The following is a 17,563-nucleotide window of genomic DNA, read 5'->3' on the forward strand; positions in this document are numbered from 1 at the left end:
CAAGCAGTTGATGGTAGCGGGTCCACTTGGCAGTTTCGAACCATGCGAGCCTGGTCAGGCGCAAAACTCCGTGCGCCTCTTTGCCTTTTGCACCCACTAAGGCGCTGCCAAGTGCAAAGGCTGGAAAATCCAGCCGGATCAGGGGGCGCGCACGGCCGCAAGGAGCTGCCGGAACTCCGTATCCGGCATGTCGCTCTTCCAGCGGTTGATGAACCGAGCGACGATCTGCAGATTGCCGGGCGCGTAGTGACCGTTGGAATCCTTGCGGTCCAGAGACGGAGTGAATTCCGCGCGGGAGCCAGTGTCATCGAGCAGCACCTGGGACACAGAGCAGCGGCCGGCGGCCTGCTGCAGCAGTGCTGTGACTTCTTCCAAGAAATGCTGGTCGTCGCGAAAACGCAGCTCCTTGGATTTGGCCTCCACGGTGCTGGTACTGCCGGACTGGGCACATGTGGCCTTCGTGGTGATCAGCATGCGCCGGGCTATCGCGATGAAAGGCGGCTCGGTCGCGGCCTCTGCATGGCTGTGTCCGGTGTCGGCGGCAGGAACTGCCGCTGATCCGGTGCTTGGTGCCTTGCCTGTCTGCTCTGGGGTGGCTTGAGCCTCGGGATGTTGGCTGGCTGTTGTCGCGGAGAGTTGGGTGACGGCCCATCGGCCGTTGGACTTGGCCAGTTCAGCGCGCAGCGCTGATGCAAATGCCAGGGCGCCGTCGTAGGTCAGCCCGATCCGGATTGCATTGGGTGCCTGATGGGCATGGATGCCGGATTCGAGGTGCTGGAGCCGGTCACGCTGGTGCTCCAGCCAGCGCCTGGCGGGACGTGAATCGTCATTGGGCCAGCCCAGGCGGTAGGGATCAACGGCAAGCTCCACGTCGTTGCCCTGTGTCTTGACATTGCGGTAGAACGAAAGCACCCATTTGCCGATGGTGCGGTGGTCATAGTAGAGGCCGTCCACCAGCGTCGGATTCTGGAGCGAGCCGGGGTTGTATTTGAGGTTTGGACATTCGTCGAGCCTTGCCTTGAGTGCTGCGTAGCGGGCGTCTTGTGGTGAACTCATGTTGGACTGCTCCCGCGTTAATGTGAATCCGAGGGGACTTTAAATGTGTGATAAGAAAAGTATTTTGGAAATTGCAGAAGCTAAGGTTGGATTGATTGTTCAGCTTCTTACGCCTGAACAGGTTCAAAACGCACGGAGGGTGAGGAATTTTTTTTCACGTGTCGAATCTGGACGCATCGCGCTCAAAACAACGTCATTCCAAGATGACGATCAGCTTGCACTGTGCGTTGCGATGCACACATACATGGGCATGCTCTTAAGGATTGGTGGGCCTCATTTTGAATGGGATGAAACATCTGGATGTGCCGTAGTTTCGGAGCTTGGTAAGAGGCTGCTGCTATGCGCAGACCTCCTTGATGAATACCTTGAACGCCGATTTCCACTTGGGTGGAATGACTGGGGTGTCTACTGTCAAAGCGCTTACATAACGTCGTTTCGCGCTTCTTTAGCAATTGCAATTGACAAAATTCGCACAAGACAAGGCAACCACTTTGTTGATTGCCGATTGTTGACACCAGAAGACGTATCGCTGCTGCAAAGAGCTTTGAGGACGGCACTGCGCTGGATGGCAAGGCCGCATTCTTGTGCCGTCAACAGACGTCTGTACGTTGAAATGCTGAAGACGAAACGTTCAATTGAAAAGTACGTTGCGCTTCTTGAGAGCAGAACTTCACAAGCGACTGCAATGCTCGTAAAGATGGATGTCGTTGAAGGCTATGGTCCTCCCTGGGCTGCAATGGCCGGAAAAGGAGCACCTAGCCACATCGGCATACAAACCTACTTAGATTTTTTTAAAACAGCATCCAAGTACATTGCGATGCTGCAAAAAACATGGCCTGAGTCGCTGATTGGACATTTCGCCAAGGTAACGAGATCGAACCAAGGAGCGCCACAATGCGTGATTCTGCTTTTTCTGCAGCTTGAACCAGGGGCGCACAACTGGAGAACCAAGCTGCAAGCGCTGGATTTCGATTTCAACAAGCAACGTACTGAAAAACTTTATGATCCAAGCCGTACCACAGTTATCGACCTGACGCCATCAATTCGCAATCAATCTGGAGTACGCACGCAACAGCAAGTTCGGCAGCTAATCGAGGATTTGTTTGTGAAGGAGCTTCGCTACCGAAGACTCAATCTACCAGCGCGGCGCCGATCGTGGTCAAAAGGTGGGGCTTCAAGCTGAACAACTTGTTCAATGGTCTCAATGCGGTATGCTGGCGTATTGCTAGCAAAATGCTTACAGGAGCCCTGCAATGTCAGTTGTCAAATCGCAAGTCGTCAGTGTCCGCGTGGAGCCGCACATCAAGGCAGCTTTGCAGTCGGCTGCGGAGCGTGAAATGCGCAGCCTTGCCAACATGATCGAGGTCATGGTCGTGACCTACTGCAGAGCGCAAGGCTACCCCCTGGAGGGCGTGTCCGACGAAACTTTGTCGAGCACGAGCCTGCGGAGGAATGCCGCATGATTGAACAATATTCCGCACAACAGGCTCAGCAATGGTTGAGCTTGCGCATCCATGCTCTTTGTGCTGAAAAGCTGGCCATCCGCACGAAAGGTTGACTGAATGCTCAAATCACTTCATCTGCGAAAAGTCGGCCCATCGGACGAATTGAAGCTGGAGCTCAAGCCCCGCTTGAACCTCATCACAGGCGACAACGGTTTGGGAAAAAGCTTCTTACTCGACATTGCCTGGTGGGCCATGACGAGACGTTGGCCGCAGTCGCTGAACAAATCCTTGGTCAGTGGGTATGTGGCACGGCCCCAATCTGCCAAGGAGGGTAGTATCGAGTTCGTCGTCAAAGGCAAGACGGGTAAGGACATTCGTTACGCGAGCACGTTTTCTCCACGTGATGAGGCCTGGACGGGTAAGGCCGGTCGGCCACACAACCCAGGATTGGTGCTGTATGCCATGGCGGATGGTGGTTTTGCCATCTGGGATCCTGCCAGGAATTACTGGAAAAAGGTGGGGGATGAAGATGTGCAGGACCGTGTGCCTGCCTATGTCTTCAGCCCGATTGATGTTTGGGACGGCCTGAAGGACCCCAAGCGAGGGCAGCTATGCAATGGTTTGCTGAGTGACTGGGCTGGCTGGCAGAAGGAAGGGGGGGGGGCTTATCGGCAGCTATGCTCCGTGTTAGCAAAGCTCTCAGAGTCTGAGGCGCATCCACTTGAGCCGGGCCCTCTTACACGCATCAGCCTGGATGATGCGCGTGACATGCCCACGTTGAAAACGGCCTACGGTAAGGCCGTTCCGGTGCTCCATGCCTCTTCCGGCGTTCGTCGCATCATTGCGCTGGCTTATTTGCTGGTGTGGAGCTGGCAGGAACATATCAAGGCAGCCGAGCTCATTGAGGAAGACACTACTCCGCAGGTCGTTTTCTTGATCGATGAAATCGAAGCCCATCTTCATCCGCGCTGGCAACGGACCATCGTATCTGCCTTACTGGATGTGACTGAAGCATTGGTAGGAGCCGCGCAGGTGCAGCTAATCGTAGCGACCCACTCTCCGCTGGTTATGGCCTCGGCTGAGCCGAGGTTCGACACCCAGCAGGATGCCTGGTTTGACCTGGACTTGATGCCTTCTACAGCCAAGAAAGAAGCATCGGTGCAGCTAACCCAACGCGAGTTCGAGCGGCTTGGCGACGTGTCGCGCTGGCTCGTCAGTGACGCGTTTGATTTGGAAAGGCCTTCTTCACATGAAGCAGAGGTGTTGGTCGCCCAGGCAGAGACCATGATCCAAGACAAAAAGGCGACAGCAGCCCAAGCCGAGGAATTGACGAGGCGATTGGAGGGCGTTTTGGGCCCTATAGATCCATTCTGGCCGCGTTGGCGGATGGCTGGGGCAAAGCGCGGATGGTGGTCGCCAGTCTCACCCATTTCATTTACTGAAGATGGCCGGCAAAAGGGCACAGCTCGCAAGGACAGCGCAGCATGATTCCTGTAACACCCGCCGGGCCACCTCCTGGATTCGCCGCCAAAGTCGTGGTCCCAGCACAAGCATGGGTAAGCAAGGAAGGCTGGAGTTGGACTGCCCCAGCACCAGCCGGACAGGCAGGACGTTTACCTTCTCATTGGACGAAAGTCCTGGACGCTATGCATGATGCACATGCCGGAGTGTGTGCTTATCTGAGCGTCTACACGCACCGTGCGCTGGATTGCACTTCCGTCGATCACTTTGTACCCAAGTCCAAGGCCCCGGTTGCACAGGCCTACACGTGGTCCAATTTCCGGCTGGCGAGTCGGCCCATGAACACCAACAAGAGGGAGCATGAAGATGTGTTGGATCCGTTCACGCTGACCTCCGGTCTGTTCACGCTGAACTTGCTCAGTGGCCGGATGTTGATCAATTCTGATGTGGCACCGATTGGCTCCCCGTTGCATACGCAGGCCAAGGCCACCGTGAAGCGGCTCAAACTGAATGCGGGTGAATACCGGTCCCTCAGGCTGACATATCTCGACCAGTATCTCAGCGCTTGTCAGCCGAAGGGCAGGGCCTCCATCAAGACATCTATCAAAAATGCGCGTGATGCCTTGTTGATCGCTTCGCCATTCATCTACCATGAAGTGGTTCGTCAAGGCTGGTGACTTGGGCTGCTGCCAGTTTCGATGACACCTTGTTGAGGTGAAAAGTGAAACCGGAGGGAGGTGGTTCATGGAGGGAAGAAGGACATTCATCCCAGGAAGTCGTTTGCTGACACCGCCTATGTTTTGTGGTGAGCGTCAACCTGGACGGGATCGTGGTGTAGGTGAAGTGAGGGGCCGACGTGCGCTCAGCCGACAGGAACATCACCGTGCTGGCGAGCGATGGCCTGTACCGCATCGACCATCATCAGGCCGTGGCACAAGGCCAGGCCGTCCCTGGACGTAGACCCGCAGAAGGTCGTGTCCTTTCACGTCAGAAGGCTGGCCGCCAATAGAAGAATTGGCCGCCACCCCGTGAGGATCAAAGAACTGAGCCAGCAACGTAAGACCGACCGCCCAAAGCTCGGCGACATGCTGTGCAACCGGGTAGCCGAAGCTACGCGCAAGTGGTTCTATAGCGACAACGAAACCCCCTGCACGCTGCATAAGGAATCGCCCAAGTGCTGATTGCTTGTGGTTCGCCGCATTATTTTCATTTTCTGCCGGATACGTCATACCCCACCCGCGCTTGCAGCGTTTTTATTTGGCTCACCACCATGCTCATTCAGCCATTTTATCGATTTATCGGCTGAAAACGGTCTTTTATCGGCACTGACCGGGCTCCGTACGTGACGCCTGCGGCACGTTGATTAATGTCAGTTGTAGCAGCGCTGAATCCATGGGTAAGAAACACGGATGCCACCGCTTTGATTACTGCAAGCTTTTTATCGTTTCGCTCTACGAGGAGGTGGCTGTTATCTGATGACTGATGTTAATTCTAAGCCTAAAGTATTAGGTGCCACTTTGAATGGGTCCATTTAATGGCTTCAGGATGATGGAACTGTCCACAAAATTATCAAGATTATTCTTTTCGATCAACCGCTTCAAGTATCGATGGTTGTTAGTTAAGATAAGGTTGAAGAGTTGCTTTTCAGGATTAAAAAGAAAATTTAAAAATGTTCTATGTGAAGATGTCCGAAAAGATTCGGAATCTTATGTAATGGAGTTAAGCTGTGTGATTATATTGTATCGCGAGAGATTGAATATAAAATCTCATAAGCTATGTTGGATTATGATGAATATATAAGTAAAAAATAATTTTCAGCTCGGCATTGGCTGTGCCGAGTTGAAAGCTTTAAATATTAAGATGTTAGCGACCACTTATTGGGTTCCATCCTTTTTCTGTCCTGTGCATAGGTACTTTGGCTGTCATCTGTATATCGTATTCATTAAACCAGCGCGTTTGATCGTTATACGCGTTCGCCGCCTCTCGTGGGGCGCGGAGTAGCGGACGCATGAATCGTTTTGCAGACGGTGAGCAACCTTCCTGGTAGAAATTTTCGACAACGCTCCAGACATTTCCCACAATTTGGGAGCGAGGAAAGCTTTCTCTCTGTACATCGAGTGCCTCTTTTTGAATCTTGAGTTCTTGGCGTTTCCGCTGAAGCTCCGCAGGAGGGTTGCGACCATATTCTTCTTGTGCTGCATGCAGCAAACTTGTTCTTTCCTCTACCGGAAGGTGGGCGTATAGCTTGTCGAAATCGTTCGTTTTCGGATATCCAGCCCAATCTAGTTTTTGTATCTCGTGTTCGAGATCACCAACTATCTGTGCGATTTCTTTCATGGCAGCAGATGCCTTGGTCTGTTGCTCCATTTCTTCTATGAGCTGTTGCTTTTTATCGCTCAAGATCTTTGGATCCTTGACCTTGAGACTGTAGGTGAATTCAACGGCGTAGTAGTCATTTTCTTCATAGCCATTTTTTTTTGCGACGTCCTTGACCACGATGTTTTTGCAGGATGCAAATGCTGCTTGCATGAAGTCTTCGACATCTCCTTCGCTAGGAGCGGAGCTGCAACCAGCCAAAAAAATGGCACAACAAAGAGTTAATTGCTTTTTCATAGTTGATTTCTTTAGGGTAGGCCTTCAGCGACGGTCGTTCACCACCTCAGCGATGGTGTTTGTATGCGTACGTGGGGGTTAAGGTGTGTGCTTGGTGAGCCCCGGCTGGAAGTAGGGTGCGAACCCATTCAAATGGAGATTGCCGCGCTGCACAGTGATATCTCGGAAGTGCTCATCCAAGGCGAGGAAGAACTCTGACGGTTTTATGTGCAGTGCGGCGATGATGCGTTCGATGTTGGCTAAAGTGATATTGCGTTCACCACGCTCCACGCTGCCCAGATAGCTGCGGTCTAAGCCGCAGTATTGGGCGAAGGTCTCCTGAGAGAAACCTCGCGCTTTGCGTAATTCCCGCACCGCTTGCCCAAAGGCCTGTAGCACAGGCTCAGAGCTGCATTGGGATGTCTTTTTATCCATGCCTGCTATGGTTACAAGAGCGATTGAACTTGGCTACAGACCATGAGCACACGGGCTATTGCCCCACTGGCTGCATGACCACGGACTGCGTGTCCACTGCCTATGTATTCACTGCCTTTGTGCACACGGACTATGCACACCATTACGTCGGCGATCACTGGCTGCCAAGCCTGATGTATCGGCTTTTGTCAGCGTAGGAGCTGTCGTAGATTCGGCCTCTTCTGGATAGAGCTCCTCGACGATCTGGGCCGCTTCCTCGGGCGCATCTTCGAAACAGCCATTCGTATAGCCTTTGCGTGCCGTCGCATCCAATGCTGTCTGATTGAACCCCGCCGCCAAGCGCTGTGCTGCCACATCCTTGGCGTGGACGATGGCTTCGTTTAGAGACATGCCACTGCGCACCACCAGATCGGCATAGTAGATTGCAGCCCTGTGTGATTGCATGGTGGATTTACCCCGCAGCTTGAGCTCCAGCGGCATGCCGGCTAGATGGTTGCCCGAGACGGCAGCAAAATAATGCAGTCGAGCCGTCAGCGTTCGAATGCTGTTGAAGCCCGTTGTTCTGAAGATAAAGCTGCCCAACTCATCGTTGTCACCAATCACTAGGTTCAAACGTCCGTAGGGCTTGCATGCCTGCTGGCCGAAGCCACAGGCGTTAGGGCCAGAGCAGGGCAATGATTCCAATCCCTGATCAGTAATCCGTTTGCAGCGCTCTCCATCACCAACGCACACCGGTTTAGCTGTTGTGCGGTCGAACAAGGTGTAGTGCGCCCGCAGATTCAAATCGGGCTCGTTGAACAGAACCCGCACAGGGATGCTGCGCAGCTTACGTCGAGCAGGTGTTCCTGGAGCTATTGCCTTGCTATCCGCAGCTTGCATTGCGTCCGTGGACACACCCATCTTTTCCTTCAGGGTGCGCTTGCTGGTTGGACGAGAGGAGACCGGTTTGGATGACGACTTCGACGGCGCAGTAGTTGCCGATACAGATACCGAATTGCCAACCACAGCACTATCCTCTGAGGGAGGCGACATGCCTTCTTTTATGCCGCTATGGATCGCTTGACGCAAGGCTTCATCCAAAGGGTGAAGCACCCACTGCCCACGCGATCGCACTTGCGTGGTGATGGTAAATTCATCGTCCTTTTCGGGAAGGCGCTTGCCATTGCGCTCGACCACCTTGCCGATGGCAATGCGGCCAATCACCGGTGGCGTGATCATCAAGCCCTTGATCATTGAATGCTCCAATAAAAATGTCCTCCAGGGCTAGGCCCCAGAGGACAAGGAGAGAAAGAGGTAAAACAAAGGAGGGGAGAGATCCTAGGACGGGCTGCGATGTTGCAAGCAGCCTGTTTTTTTCTGCTAGATTGGACTGGTAGCCAACTCATCAGGTCGAGATGAAACCCAAGATCAACTTCATTGAGAGGGGGCGTCTTTTCAGGCGCGAGCTCAAACGACGTCGTGTAAGGTTCTTGCCGATGCAGGTCTTACGCCGGATGTTTGCAGAAGCCGGCGTTTAACGCCTCTCTGATGAGGAAAGCACCTCCTGCTGCTTAATCCTCGGTTTCGGGCGGATAGACGCAAAAGCGCCGTGAGCCTGTGCGTGCGTTCAGGTAGCGCTGGGCCAACGTAGGATGGTCCTTGACAAACTGACTGGTGTTGAAGGTCTGGCTGTCTTTGGTGCGCTTCCAGGTGATGGAGCCACCGCTGGCAAACACCGCTTTGCTGGCTTCACCCATGTGGATCTGGATGTGCTGGCGCAAACATGCTTCCCGCTTTTGCGCAATGTCCAATTCGGAACGGGCATGCAGTAGCTCTTCGAAGCTGGCGTTCAGACCCACGTCATCGCTGAAATCTACTTGATCACCGGTATCTATGGGGTAGAGACAACGCAATGCCTTCTCGCTGCTCTCGGAACCATCGCCAGGTGGTGCTGTGCTGCTTTGGACCATGTCCCAGAAAGCCTGCTCCAAGGTAATTAGCCGGGCAATCATGGCCTCGTCTCGCTCGATGCGAAAAATCCGTAGCTCCTGCCCAGCCACTAGCACAGCTACATCGGCAGCGCGGTGGCCTGTGACTGCCAACTGGTGCATCACTTGCAATTGAACATACTCCGGCACGCCATCGCGCCAAAGCCGGGCACCATGGATGCCGGCGGTCTTGCATTCCAGCAATTGCACGTCGGAGTTTGCAATGACCTCCCGGTCTACATTCGCCAACATCCAATGATGCTTGGGGTGTTGCAATACCGCATTCACTCGACGCACTTTATTGCCCGTACGCCTGGTGTAATGGGCTGCCACGATGGGCTCCAGCAGCGTGCCCCAGAACATGGGGCTGGTGTCGTCGCTGGGATCGACCGCAGGCAATAGATCAGCCTTGCCGGTCTTGTGCATCCAGAGTTCCAACTGCGACAGATACGGATTCAGGCCCACGGCCGCAGCGGCATCTGAGCTGCCAATACCGGTGCGGCGCACTTCCAGCCAGTCCTCACGCCGCAGGTCTTTGGTGGACACCAGACGCAAGGCTGCGCCCTTGCGGGACGAACGACTCAGGGGCGCAGGTGCTGCTGAAGCAGCATGCCCCGAAGGACTTACCAAGTGCAAAGACATATCAGACTCCTTGGCCCGCCAGTATTGCGGGCATAAAAAAGCCGCCTCAGAAGGCGGCCCGTGGTGTTGGAGAAAAGTGAAGAGTGGGTGGGTGCAAAAAGACGCATTTGCTCCAAGTTGTCCAAAGGCTGAAGCGATCCGCCATGGTCAGGCCACCAGCTGCAAGGCATGGTCCAAAGCCCGTTGCTTGATTACAGAACCCTGGCCGAACCAAGCACTGTCCAGGCGGTTGTCCTGGCTGCGAGCCTGCTTCTCGTGATCCACGAACTCAGTCACGGCGCACAGCAGGCCCCAGGCGGTGTCCTTGGCGGCATGCATCTCGGCCCCACGGCCATGGCCCTCGTAGAGCATCTGTACCTTTTTGAGCGCCCGTTCGTTGGTCAGGCCCACCGACAGATCGGTGTGGCTGTCCGCATTGCAGATCACTTTCAGGAAATAGTTCATCGCCTCATGGGTCTTGACCTTGCGCTCAGACAGCGTCTTCATGCGGTACATGAAGCTGTCCCACTGGCCCACAGCCACCCCCAACTGGCGCTTGACTGCCTGGGCATCGAAAGTCGTGCTGTGCGGCACCTTGACGGCACCGACGCCATCTTTGAGGGCAATCGAGAGCGTGTTGTTGCACACCACCCGCACCGTCGTCGGCATTGCCACTGTGGCCAGGGTTCCATCGCAGGACGTGGCCAGCAGCAAGTAGCCGTTGACCACATCCTTGCCTTTGAGCGCTGCCGACTTGCCGGTACGAGCCAGAGCCCAGAACTTGCGGCCTGCCTTGAGCACGCCCGCGGTTTCCAACTCGAAACCAGCGACTTCCGTGAGATCACGATAGAACTCCAACACCTCCCTGGGCTGCACCACCTGGTAACGGTTGCTCACCACCGACAGAGGGGCCTGTGTGTCGCTGCGGTACAGCACCTTTTGCTCGGGGAACTCCTTGGGCTCGCCATATAGGCCGGAGAGCCCCAACTCCATATTTGCAGCCAGATACCGCACTGGTGCTTCTTGGATACGCCAGTCCATACCTGCGGCCTGGGCCCAGACGTCAATGCCTTGCTTGGCGGGCAGTGCGTGACCTAGTTCATGCCAGGGGGTTTGGCCGGTGTAGGCCATGGTTTCGATGAGGTGTGCCATCAAATCTCCACGAGAAATAAATGAGTCTTATTCAAATAAAAGTACCCGAAAGCACTGCAAAAGAACGATCGATTACAGGCAGATAAAGCTTCGCTTGCAGTTCGTACAAAAGCGATTTCCCAAGAGCATGCGGTCGAGTTGTGCACCGGCTTTGCAGCCAAGCTCACAACCCACGGCGCTGGCGCTAAGGGCTGCCAGTACTGCAACGGCAACCTTAGACAGTGCCAAGTCTGGTAGTGAGGTACCCCCTGTGGGCAGGTGTTTGAGCGAGGTTTTCAAAGCGCCTGCAGCACCAGCAAGCAGGCCTATGGCGCCAAACAGCTTGAGGCCCATAGTTCGAGGCACCACCTCATGGCTTTGGCAAAAAGGACACGTAGTAATACAGTTCATCAAGAGCTCCAGTCGAAAGCAAGATGCAAAAAGCCCGGGCAAAAGCCCAGGCTTGCATGGCTGGCTAAAGGCCCGATAGGTAGGCCAAGCTAGTGATGTGTGATTGAAAAGAAATGGAGTTGACCTGCAGCGGTGTTCCACAACCGTCCGAAGGAGTCCGATCCCGCTGGAACCAATCAGAAAAATAATGGTAGATAGGATGGTGGATGAAATAAAAAAGCGCCCCGAGAGGCGCTTGTTTTATAGTCATCTGGCGGAGGCTGTGAGATTCGAACTCACGGAAGGATCACTCCTTCGGCAGTTTTCAAGACTGCTGGTTTAAACCACTCACCCAAACCTCCGAAGGCGTCGATTCTACACAAAGCGCGGCGGCCTCCGGGGCCGCGCGGCGCAATCAGGCGGTCTGCAGCAGGCCCTGGCGTTCGATGAACTGCACCACCTCATCCAGTCCATCCAGGGTCTTGAGGTTGGTCATCACAAAAGGCTTCAGCCCCTTGGGGGTGGTGCGCTGTTTCACGGTGTCGCTGCGCATGATGTCCAGGTTGGCGCCCACATGCGGGGCCAGGTCGGTCTTGTTGATGACGAACAGGTCGCTCTTGGTGATGCCGGGGCCGCCCTTGCGCGGGATTTTTTCGCCGGCGGCCACATCAATCACATAGATCGTCAGATCCGACAGCTCGGGGCTGAAGGTCGCCGCCAGGTTGTCACCGCCGGATTCGATGAAGACGATGTCGGCGTCGGGGAAGTCCTTGAGCATGCGGTCAATGGCTTCCAGGTTGATGGACGCGTCTTCACGGATGGCCGTGTGGGGGCAGCCTCCGGTCTCCACGCCCATGATGCGCTCGGCCGGCAGCGCGCCGCTGATGGTCAGCAGGCGCTGGTCTTCCTTGGTGTAGATGTCGTTGGTGATGGCGACCAGGTCCCATTTGTCGCGCATGGCCTTGCAGAGCATCTCCAGGATCGTGGTCTTGCCCGAGCCCACGGGCCCGCCAATGCCCACGCGCAGCGGCGGCAGTTTCTTGGTGCGGTGGGGGATGTGGTGCAGTGCAGAGGTGGTCATGATCTGAAAAGGCGTGAATACAGGTGTTCATGCTGGGCCGACAGAATCGCCAGCATGGGGGAAAAGGCTTGCCGACCATGGTCTGGCAGGGCCAGGGCATGGTCAACCGCCTGCGGTATGTCCTGGGTCAGCTGCGCCAGGATGCGCTGGCCCGCGCTCTGGCCCAGCGGCACGGCCTTGATGGCGGCCTGCACCATGTTCTCGGCCCAGCCGAAGGCATAGGCCAGCAGCGCGTCGCGGCCTGTGGCGCCGGTGCAGTGTGCGGCGAATGAGAACGCAATCGGGTAGCTGGCATCCTGCGTGCCCAGCCAGGCGATGGCGGGCTGCAGCGCCGCATCACCGGCATGGCGGTTGCGCAGCCAATCCACCAGCGACCGGCCCATCTGCTCGGTCTGCAGCCGCAGCTCGCTGGTTTCGCGTGTGGTGCGCACCCACTGGTTGAGTGCGGCAATGCGCTCGCGGTCATCGCTCTGCCAGGCCGCTGCAGCCTGCGCAATCACCGCCATGTCGCCGCGGGACTGGGTCAGGTGCAGCTGCTGCACCAGCCAGTGTGCGGCTTCGCTTTCGTTCGTGACCAGCTCTGCCTGGATGGCGGATTCCAGGCCTTCCGAATAGGAAAATCCGCCGATCGGCAGGGCGGGCGAGGCCAGCCACATCAGCTGCAGAAAGCTGGCGGGCGCAAGCTGCAAAGGGGCGCTGCTGGTCATGCCGGCTCTCCGCGCAGGCTCAGGAATTTGAGGCCCACAATGCCCATCACGATCATGCCGAAACAGGCCATGCGGGCCAGACTGCGGTCTTCGTCCAGAAACAGCATGCCGTAGACGGCAGTGCCCACGGCGCCAATGCCCACCCAGACGGCGTAGGCCGTGCCCACGGGAATGCTGCGCGTGGCCAGCGACAGCAGGTACATGCTGGCCGCGATGAAGGCCACGCAGAACAGGCTGGGTCCCAGGCGGGTGAACCCTTCGGTGCGCGGCATGGTGGCTGCGTAGAAGATCTCGCACAGGCCGGCGGCGATCAGGAACAGCCAGTTCATTCGTGGTTGCACTTTCCATGGTCATGCCCGTGGCCATGATCGTGACCGTGCGCATGGCCGTGGTCATGGCTGTGCCCATGGGCGTGTTCATGCGCATGGCCATGGTGGTGGTGGCTGTGGCCGTCATTGGTCACATGGCCGCCGTAGGCTCCGCCTTCGGGTTCGAACGGCTGATCGGCTTCCACCACGGTCATGTGCATGCTGCGCAGCATGTCGGCCAGCACATGGTCGGGCTCGATCTTCAGATGGTCGGGTTGCAGCTCGATCGGCACATGGCGGTTGCCCAGGTGGTAGGCGGCGCGCATCAGGTCGAAGGGCGATCCGTGTACTGCGCAGGCGGTGATGTGCAGCACTTTCTGCGGCGCCGCCAGCACGCGGACCAGGGAGCCATCCTCGGCCACCAGCACGTCGCCGCCGCGCACGGCCTGGCCGCGTGGCAGAAAGATCGCCAGTTCGCGGCCCTGGCTGTCGGTGGCGGCAAAGCGGCTCTTCTGGCGCACATCCCAGTCCAGCTCCACGGTCGCAGCGCGTTTGAGCAGGGGGGCAGACAGGCCTTGGCCTTGGGGCAGCAGTTTGTTGGCGGTCAACATGGTGAATTCAGGTGCAAAAAGGACTTTGAAAGCGATAGCATGACATGCATGTCAAGAGACGATTTCCAGCCTTTTCCTGCGGCGATGCCGCCCTGGCACAGCTGCGGCGCAGACCATGTGGCGGTGTACGGCACGCTGCGTGAAGGCGGCAGCAATGACATCCGGCGCTTTCAGCCCGGCATCGCGCAGGTGGGCTCGACCTGGCTGCAGGGCAGCCTGTGGGACATGGGCCAGTGGCCCGGCCTGCAGCTGGATGGCAGTGGCCCGGTGCTGGCCGAGGTCTACCCCCTGCACGCCGCGCTGGAGCAGCAGCTGGACCGGCTGGAAGACATCTGGCCGCAGGATCTGGGCCAGTACCGCAAGCGGCTGCTGACCCAGGCCGTGCAGCACGGGGATGGACTGGTCGTGACCTGCCGCATGCTGGTGTACGAAGCCCTGCCGCAGGCCCTGGCCCACTGCCCGCGCGTGCCCGCCAACGACTGGCTGGCGTGGTTCAGGGCGGGCAAGCCGCAGGGCTAGGCAGGGCATGCGCGGCCCTCAAAACAGGAAATAGCGCTGCGCCATCGGCAGGCTGTGCGCAGGTTCGCAGGTCAGCAGGTCCCCGTTGGCACGCACGGCATAGGTCTGTGCGTCCACTTCCATGTGGGGGGCCAGATCGTTGTGGACCATGTGCTGCTTTTGCACGCCGCGAATGCCCTTGACGGCCGACAGCGTCTTGTGCAGGCCGAAGCGCTGGCCAATGCCTGCGGCCAGACCGGCCTGGGAGACAAAGGTGAGCGAGGTCCTGGCGATGGCGCCGCCAAAGCTGCCGAACATGGGCCGGTAGTGCACCGGCTGCGGCGTCGGGATGGACGCATTGGGGTCGCCCATGGCGGCCATGGCAATGAAGCCGCCTTTCAGGATGCAGGCGGGTTTGACCCCAAAGAAAGCGGGCTTCCACAGCACTATGTCGGCCCATTTGCCCACTTCGATGCTGCCCACTTCGTGGCTGATGCCGTGGGCAATCGCGGGGTTGATCGTGTACTTGGCAATGTAGCGCTTGACGCGGAAGTTGTCGTTGCGCGCGCCGTCACCTTGCAGTGCACCGCGCTGCAGCTTCATCTTGTGCGCGGTCTGCCAGGTGCGCAGGATCACCTCTCCCACACGGCCCATGGCCTGGCTGTCGGAGCTGAACATGCTGATTGCGCCGATGTCGTGCAGGATGTCCTCGGCCGCAATCGTTTCCTTGCGGATGCGGCTCTCGGCAAAGGCCAGGTCTTCGGCAATGCCCGCGTCCAGGTGGTGGCAGACCATCAGCATGTCGACGTGTTCGTCCAGCGTGTTGATGGTGTAGGGGCGCGTGGGGTTGGTGGAGCTGGGCAGCACATTGGCTTCGCCCACCACTTTCAGGATGTCGGGCGCATGGCCGCCGCCCGCGCCTTCGGTGTGGAAGGTGTGGATGGTGCGGCCCTTGAAGGCGGCCACGGTGTCTTCCACAAAGCCGGACTCGTTCAGCGTGTCGGTGTGGATGGCCACCTGCGTGTCGGTCTCCTCGGCCACGGTCAGGCAGTTGTCGATGGCTGCGGGCGTGCTGCCCCAGTCTTCGTGCAGCTTCAGGCCGATGGCGCCGGCGCTGATCTGCTCGTGTAGGCCCTGCGGCAGGCTGGCATTGCCCTTGCCCAGAAAGCCCAGGTTCATGGGAAAGGCATCGGCGGCCTGCAGCATGCGTTCCATGTTCCAGGGGCCGGGCGTGCAGGTGGTGGCAAAGGTGCCGGTGGCCGGGCCCGTGCCGCCGCCGATCATGGTGGTCACACCGCTGGTCAGCGCCTCTTCGATCTGCTGCGGCGCGATGAAGTGGATGTGGGTGTCGATGCCGCCTGCGGTGACGATCAGCCCCTCGCAGCTGATGATCTCGGTCCCCGGGCCGATGATGATGTCCACCCCGGGTTGCGTGTCGGGGTTGCCCGCCTTGCCGATGGCGGCAATGCGGCCGCCCAGCAGGCCGATGTCGGCCTTGACGATGCCCCAGTGCTCGATGATCAGCGCATTCGTCAGCACCGTGTCCATGGCGCCCTGCGCGCGGCTGCGCTGGCTTTGCGCCATGCCGTCGCGGATGGTCTTGCCGCCACCGAATTTCACCTCTTCGCCATAGCCGCCCGCGGCCAGCGTGAAGTCCTTCTCGACTTCAATCAGCAGCGCGGTGTCGGCCAGGCGCACACGGTCGCCCACGGTGGGGCCAAAGGTTTCGGCGTAGGCGCGTCGGTCCATCTGTGCCATCACAAGTCTCCCTGTACCAGGCCGCGAAAGCCGTAGATTTTGCGGTCGCCGCCCATGTCCACCAGCTCCACCGTGCGTTGCTGGCCCGGCTCGAAGCGCACGGCCATGCCGCTGGCGATGTTCAGACGCATGCCGTGTGCAGCGTCGCGGTCGAAGGACAGTCCCGCATTGGTTTCGGCAAAGTGGTAGTGCGATCCGACCTGGATCGGCCGGTCGCTTGCATTGCGCACCACCAGGGCCACGGTGCGGCGGCCGGGGTTGAGAGGGTGGGCACCTTCATCCAGTAGCAGTTCTCCAGGGATCATACGGGCCTCCGGTTTATGCCAGCTTGGTCAGCATGAAGGCACCCAGGGCCGCAGTGGCCCCGCCGCCGAGCTTGGCAGCCCACTGGTGGCGCTGCATCACGGCCTTGCCCAGCACCATGCCGCAGACATGCAGCAGGCCCGATCCCAGCGCAATCCCGGTCAGGGCGCCAACAGCAGCCCAGCCCGTGTCACCCGCCAGCTCAAAGCCATGGGCGGCGCCATGGAAGAAGGCGAACACGCCGGCCAGCGCAGCGGCCAGCACCCAGGGCATCTTCTTTTGTACCGCCACCAGCAGGCCCAGCACCAGCACGGAGGCGGCAATCATCGGCTCCACGCCCGGCACCCACAGGCCGGCAAAGCCGGCCAACGCGCCGGCCAGCAGCAGCGCGACAAAAGCCGCCGGCGCGCGCCATGCGGGCGTGACGGTCAGCGCGCTCCAGGCACCCACCGCCAGCATGGCAGCCAGGTGGTCGGCGCCGGTGAACGGGTGGGCAAAGGCATGGGTCAGGCTGTCCAGGAAATTGTGGTGACCGCCGCCGTCCGAGCCCACATGGGCCAGGGCGGACAGGGGCAGGGCAGCCGCTGCAGCGGTCAGGGTGGTGAGGAGGTGTTTGGTTTTCATGGCAGTCCGGGCAAGGAGGAGGGAGGCGGCAGGCGAAAGGGCATGGGGCTTAGCAATGTGCGGTGCAATGGGGGAGGCTGCGGCGACGCTCAGACGATGGGGTCGTGCACCGTGACCAGCTTGGTGCCATCGGGGAAGGTGGCTTCGATCTGGATGTCGGGAATCATTTCCGGCACCCCTTCCATCACATCGTCGCGCGTCAGCACCGTGCGGCCTTCGCTCATCAGCTGGGCCACGGTCTTGCCGTCGCGCGCGCCTTCCAGTACATAGGCGCTGATCAGGGCCACGGACTCGGGGTAGTTCAGCTTGAGTCCCCGTGCACGGCGCCGCTCCGCCAGAAACGACGCAGTGAAGATGAGCAGCTTGTCTTTTTCGCGAGGTGTGAGTTCCATGCCCACAGGCGATGCAAGCGCTGTGCCAAGTGCTGCACCGCTTTGGTCAGGCCTTTGTGCACAGAAAAGGTGCAGGCAAGGGGTTGCCTGTTTTTGGTGCATGCCTGTTTGTGGTGCATGCATGGGGTCGGGCATGCCGGGCGGGGCGTACTGCAGCGGCGCCAGAGAGCGGAGGCGGGCGTA

General features: G+C 58.4%; 19 protein-coding genes, 1 tRNA gene and 2 pseudogenes. 7 read left to right on the plus strand and 15 right to left on the minus strand.

From position 1 onward, the window contains the following. Nucleotides 1–138 precede the first annotated feature (138 nt). On the minus strand, nucleotides 139–1,056 hold the full coding sequence (locus tag B3349_RS17360; RefSeq protein WP_291590621.1) for a hypothetical protein: 918 nt from the start codon (nucleotides 1,054–1,056) through the stop codon (nucleotides 139–141). A 43-nt stretch (nucleotides 1,057–1,099) separates the two neighbouring features. Between B3349_RS17360 and B3349_RS17365 the strand changes: the two genes are divergently transcribed. The 6 genes and pseudogenes from B3349_RS17365 to B3349_RS17390 form a co-directional block, all read left to right on the plus strand. Next, nucleotides 1,100–2,239, plus strand: a complete 1,140-nt coding sequence (locus tag B3349_RS17365) for a hypothetical protein (protein ID WP_291590623.1) — start codon at nucleotides 1,100–1,102, stop codon at nucleotides 2,237–2,239. 70 nt (nucleotides 2,240–2,309) lie between these two features. Continuing rightward, nucleotides 2,310–2,519, plus strand: coding sequence for a hypothetical protein (locus B3349_RS17370; protein ID WP_291590626.1), 210 nt, complete (start codon nucleotides 2,310–2,312; stop codon nucleotides 2,517–2,519). Nucleotides 2,520–2,618: 99 nt separating this feature from the next. Next, on the plus strand, nucleotides 2,619–3,989 hold the full coding sequence (locus tag B3349_RS17375) for an AAA family ATPase (RefSeq protein ID WP_291590628.1): 1,371 nt from the start codon (nucleotides 2,619–2,621) through the stop codon (nucleotides 3,987–3,989). Between the two features lie 311 nt (nucleotides 3,990–4,300). Next, complete coding sequence (locus B3349_RS17380) at nucleotides 4,301–4,639, plus strand: hypothetical protein (RefSeq protein ID WP_291590629.1); 339 nt, start codon at nucleotides 4,301–4,303, stop codon at nucleotides 4,637–4,639. A 173-nt stretch (nucleotides 4,640–4,812) separates the two neighbouring features. After that, nucleotides 4,813–4,981, plus strand: a pseudogene (locus B3349_RS17385) (DUF3363 domain-containing protein); the annotation flags it as partial. After that, a pseudogene (locus B3349_RS17390) lies at nucleotides 4,962–5,143 on the plus strand (entry exclusion lipoprotein TrbK); the annotation flags it as partial. The pseudogenes B3349_RS17385 and B3349_RS17390, both read left to right, overlap by 20 nt. A gap of 682 nt (nucleotides 5,144–5,825) precedes the next feature. On the opposite strand, the gene B3349_RS17395 reads toward B3349_RS17390, so the two are convergent. The 10 genes from B3349_RS17395 to ureE all read right to left on the minus strand — a co-directional run bounded on the left by B3349_RS17395 (nucleotide 5,826) and on the right by ureE (nucleotide 13,805). After that, nucleotides 5,826–6,575: a hypothetical protein gene (locus B3349_RS17395; protein WP_291590631.1), complete on the minus strand. Its 750-nt coding sequence runs from the start codon at nucleotides 6,573–6,575 to the stop codon at nucleotides 5,826–5,828. A 78-nt stretch (nucleotides 6,576–6,653) separates the two neighbouring features. Continuing rightward, the gene (locus B3349_RS17400) at nucleotides 6,654–6,989 is read right to left on the minus strand and encodes a helix-turn-helix domain-containing protein (protein WP_291590632.1); all 336 of its coding nucleotides are present in this window, start codon (nucleotides 6,987–6,989) and stop codon (nucleotides 6,654–6,656) included. 108 nt (nucleotides 6,990–7,097) lie between these two features. After that, nucleotides 7,098–8,222 carry a recombination directionality factor gene (locus B3349_RS17405; RefSeq protein ID WP_291590634.1) on the minus strand — a complete coding sequence of 375 codons (1,125 nt, stop codon included), beginning with the start codon at nucleotides 8,220–8,222 and terminating at the stop codon, nucleotides 7,098–7,100. Between the two features lie 317 nt (nucleotides 8,223–8,539). After that, nucleotides 8,540–9,598 carry a YqaJ viral recombinase family nuclease gene (locus B3349_RS17410; protein WP_291590635.1) on the minus strand — a complete coding sequence of 353 codons (1,059 nt, stop codon included), beginning with the start codon at nucleotides 9,596–9,598 and terminating at the stop codon, nucleotides 8,540–8,542. A gap of 147 nt (nucleotides 9,599–9,745) precedes the next feature. After that, the gene (locus B3349_RS17415) at nucleotides 9,746–10,729 is read right to left on the minus strand and encodes a TIGR03299 family phage/plasmid-derived protein (RefSeq protein WP_291590636.1); all 984 of its coding nucleotides are present in this window, start codon (nucleotides 10,727–10,729) and stop codon (nucleotides 9,746–9,748) included. A 641-nt stretch (nucleotides 10,730–11,370) separates the two neighbouring features. Beyond that, nucleotides 11,371–11,460 (minus strand) — tRNA-Ser (locus B3349_RS17420). A 53-nt stretch (nucleotides 11,461–11,513) separates the two neighbouring features. Next, a complete protein-coding gene (ureG, locus tag B3349_RS17425; RefSeq protein WP_066536813.1) occupies nucleotides 11,514–12,179 on the minus strand; it encodes an urease accessory protein UreG in 666 nt (221 codons plus the stop codon). Then, nucleotides 12,176–12,886, minus strand: a complete 711-nt coding sequence (locus tag B3349_RS17430) for an urease accessory protein UreF (RefSeq protein WP_291590638.1) — start codon at nucleotides 12,884–12,886, stop codon at nucleotides 12,176–12,178. Before B3349_RS17430 ends, ureG begins: the two co-directional genes overlap by 4 nt. Further along, complete coding sequence (locus B3349_RS17435) at nucleotides 12,883–13,215, minus strand: DMT family transporter (protein ID WP_291590639.1); 333 nt, start codon at nucleotides 13,213–13,215, stop codon at nucleotides 12,883–12,885. Before B3349_RS17435 ends, B3349_RS17430 begins: the two co-directional genes overlap by 4 nt. Continuing rightward, nucleotides 13,212–13,805 (minus strand): urease accessory protein UreE, encoded by a 594-nt coding sequence (ureE, locus tag B3349_RS17440; protein WP_291590640.1) that lies wholly within the window; start codon nucleotides 13,803–13,805, stop codon nucleotides 13,212–13,214. The genes B3349_RS17435 and ureE overlap by 4 nt, the downstream gene beginning before the upstream one ends. A 48-nt stretch (nucleotides 13,806–13,853) precedes the next feature. Here ureE and B3349_RS17445 point away from each other — a divergent pair, with 48 nt between their 5' ends. Further along, nucleotides 13,854–14,324 (plus strand): gamma-glutamylcyclotransferase family protein, encoded by a 471-nt coding sequence (locus B3349_RS17445; protein ID WP_291590645.1) that lies wholly within the window; start codon nucleotides 13,854–13,856, stop codon nucleotides 14,322–14,324. 18 nt (nucleotides 14,325–14,342) lie between these two features. Here B3349_RS17445 and ureC read toward each other — a convergent pair whose 3' ends face one another. From ureC to B3349_RS17465, 4 genes are all read right to left on the minus strand, one after another. Next, nucleotides 14,343–16,061, minus strand: coding sequence for an urease subunit alpha (ureC, locus tag B3349_RS17450; protein WP_291590647.1), 1,719 nt, complete (start codon nucleotides 16,059–16,061; stop codon nucleotides 14,343–14,345). Then, nucleotides 16,061–16,366 carry an urease subunit beta gene (locus B3349_RS17455; protein ID WP_066536775.1) on the minus strand — a complete coding sequence of 102 codons (306 nt, stop codon included), beginning with the start codon at nucleotides 16,364–16,366 and terminating at the stop codon, nucleotides 16,061–16,063. Before B3349_RS17455 ends, ureC begins: the two co-directional genes overlap by 1 nt. A 13-nt stretch (nucleotides 16,367–16,379) precedes the next feature. Continuing rightward, nucleotides 16,380–16,988, minus strand: coding sequence for a HupE/UreJ family protein (locus tag B3349_RS17460; protein WP_291590649.1), 609 nt, complete (start codon nucleotides 16,986–16,988; stop codon nucleotides 16,380–16,382). Nucleotides 16,989–17,077: 89 nt separating this feature from the next. Beyond that, nucleotides 17,078–17,380, minus strand: coding sequence for an urease subunit gamma (locus B3349_RS17465; protein WP_066536769.1), 303 nt, complete (start codon nucleotides 17,378–17,380; stop codon nucleotides 17,078–17,080). Between the last annotated feature and the right edge of the window lie 183 nt (nucleotides 17,381–17,563).

Source organism: Comamonas sp. UBA7528 (assembly GCF_002479375.1).
GTDB lineage: Bacteria > Pseudomonadota > Gammaproteobacteria > Burkholderiales > Burkholderiaceae_C > Comamonas.

Excerpts from the sequence above, each read along its gene's own strand:
- B3349_RS17415 (WP_291590636.1), bottom strand. The coding sequence starts at position 10,729 with ATGGCACACCTCATCGAAACCATGGCCTACACCGGCCAAACCCCCTGG.
- ureC (WP_291590647.1), bottom strand. The coding sequence starts at position 16,061 with ATGGCACAGATGGACCGACGCGCCTACGCCGAAACCTTTGGCCCCACC.
- B3349_RS17370 (WP_291590626.1), top strand. The coding sequence starts at position 2,310 with ATGTCAGTTGTCAAATCGCAAGTCGTCAGTGTCCGCGTGGAGCCGCAC.
- ureG (WP_066536813.1), bottom strand. The coding sequence starts at position 12,179 with ATGACCACCTCTGCACTGCACCACATCCCCCACCGCACCAAGAAACTG.
- B3349_RS17410 (WP_291590635.1), bottom strand. The coding sequence starts at position 9,598 with ATGTCTTTGCACTTGGTAAGTCCTTCGGGGCATGCTGCTTCAGCAGCA.
- B3349_RS17360 (WP_291590621.1), bottom strand. The coding sequence starts at position 1,056 with ATGAGTTCACCACAAGACGCCCGCTACGCAGCACTCAAGGCAAGGCTC.
- B3349_RS17465 (WP_066536769.1), bottom strand. The coding sequence starts at position 17,380 with ATGGAACTCACACCTCGCGAAAAAGACAAGCTGCTCATCTTCACTGCG.
- B3349_RS17400 (WP_291590632.1), bottom strand. The coding sequence starts at position 6,989 with ATGGATAAAAAGACATCCCAATGCAGCTCTGAGCCTGTGCTACAGGCC.
- B3349_RS17455 (WP_066536775.1), bottom strand. The coding sequence starts at position 16,366 with ATGATCCCTGGAGAACTGCTACTGGATGAAGGTGCCCACCCTCTCAAC.
- B3349_RS17405 (WP_291590634.1), bottom strand. The coding sequence starts at position 8,222 with ATGATCAAGGGCTTGATGATCACGCCACCGGTGATTGGCCGCATTGCC.
- B3349_RS17380 (WP_291590629.1), top strand. The coding sequence starts at position 4,301 with ATGAACACCAACAAGAGGGAGCATGAAGATGTGTTGGATCCGTTCACG.
- ureE (WP_291590640.1), bottom strand. The coding sequence starts at position 13,805 with ATGTTGACCGCCAACAAACTGCTGCCCCAAGGCCAAGGCCTGTCTGCC.
- B3349_RS17445 (WP_291590645.1), top strand. The coding sequence starts at position 13,854 with ATGTCAAGAGACGATTTCCAGCCTTTTCCTGCGGCGATGCCGCCCTGG.
- B3349_RS17430 (WP_291590638.1), bottom strand. The coding sequence starts at position 12,886 with ATGACCAGCAGCGCCCCTTTGCAGCTTGCGCCCGCCAGCTTTCTGCAG.
- B3349_RS17365 (WP_291590623.1), top strand. The coding sequence starts at position 1,100 with ATGTGTGATAAGAAAAGTATTTTGGAAATTGCAGAAGCTAAGGTTGGA.
- B3349_RS17375 (WP_291590628.1), top strand. The coding sequence starts at position 2,619 with ATGCTCAAATCACTTCATCTGCGAAAAGTCGGCCCATCGGACGAATTG.
- B3349_RS17460 (WP_291590649.1), bottom strand. The coding sequence starts at position 16,988 with ATGAAAACCAAACACCTCCTCACCACCCTGACCGCTGCAGCGGCTGCC.
- B3349_RS17395 (WP_291590631.1), bottom strand. The coding sequence starts at position 6,575 with ATGAAAAAGCAATTAACTCTTTGTTGTGCCATTTTTTTGGCTGGTTGC.
- B3349_RS17435 (WP_291590639.1), bottom strand. The coding sequence starts at position 13,215 with ATGAACTGGCTGTTCCTGATCGCCGCCGGCCTGTGCGAGATCTTCTAC.